Annotated in this window: 2 protein-coding genes; both read left to right on the top strand. The window is 70.1% G+C overall.

What is annotated here, in order from left to right; all coding sequences use genetic code 11:
- The coding region (locus ABFX46_RS43300) for a DUF742 domain-containing protein (protein WP_346050454.1) at positions 1-337 on the top strand (337 nt) is incomplete at its 5' end.
- Positions 327-965, top strand: a complete 639-nt coding sequence (locus tag ABFX46_RS43295) for a GTP-binding protein (RefSeq protein ID WP_346050452.1) — start codon at positions 327-329, stop codon at positions 963-965. The genes ABFX46_RS43300 and ABFX46_RS43295, both read left to right, overlap by 11 nt.
- Positions 966-1102: the final 137 nt, after the last annotated feature.

Below are 1102 nucleotides of genomic sequence, written 5' to 3'. Positions count from 1 at the left end.
CGAACAGGTGCGCCCTTACGCGATCACCGGCGGCCGGACCCGCCCGCAGCACTCGATGCGGCTGGTGACCCTGCTGGAGGCCGCCGACGCCGGACCCGTGCACGGGCTCGGTCCCGAATCGGCCCGAGCGGTCGAGCTGTGCCGGGAACGGCCGTGCCCGGTCGCCGAGATCGCCGCACGTCTCGGTCTGCCCGTCCAGGCCACCAAGGTCGTCCTGTCCGATCTGATCGACCGCGGCGCCCTGGTCATGGCCCTGCCCGGCCCCGGCGCCGACCACTTGCAGCTGTTGGAAGCGCTGCGGTCAGGTCTGGAAACGAGGCTGTCCCATGTCGCCTGACCGTGCTGTGACCACCGAAACCGGCCAACGCAATTCCGCGCCCTTCCCGGTGAAGACCATCGTCAGTGGCGGCTTCGGCGTCGGCAAAACCACCATGATCGGCGCGGTCAGCGAGATCGACCCGCTCACCACCGAGGAACAGCTCACCGTGGTCAGCGCCGGGATCGACTCCCTGGCCGGCGTGGAGGACAAGACCACCACCACCGTCGCGATGGACTTCGGCCGCCTCACCCTCAGCGACGACCTCATCCTGTACCTGTTCGGCACTCCCGGCCAGGACCGCTACTGGTTCACCTGGGACGACCTCACCTACGGCGCGGTCGGCGCCGTGGTGCTGATCGACACCCGCCGGCTGCCCGACAGCTTCGGCCCGGTCGGCTACTTCGAGCAGCGCGGCATCCCGTTCGTGGTCGCGATCAACGAGTTCGCCGACGCCCCGCACCACTACACAACCGCCGAGGTCCGCGACGCCCTCGACATCCCCGACCGGGTGCCGATCGTGCGCTGCGATGCCCGCGACACGCGCTCGTCCATCACCGTGCTGCTCGCCCTGGTCGACCACGCACTCACCCACCCGACCCCACCGGAGCAGCCGCACCAGCCCATCGCCCAGGGAGCTTCCACATGAGATACGACGCCGACGCCGGCGTGTCCCTCCCCACCTGGCACGACACCGCCGAGCAGCGCATGAAGCTGCTCGCCGAACTCGGCCTCGACGGCGCCCCGGACACCGAGTTCGACCGGTTCGCCGCCCAGATCTCCGGC

This window comes from Actinomadura chokoriensis (assembly GCF_039529475.1).
GTDB classification, from domain to species: Bacteria; Actinomycetota; Actinomycetes; order Streptosporangiales; family Streptosporangiaceae; genus Spirillospora; species Spirillospora bangladeshensis.
The sequence above is the reverse complement of the archived record's forward strand: the minus strand, read 5'-3'. Positions and strand labels throughout refer to the sequence as shown.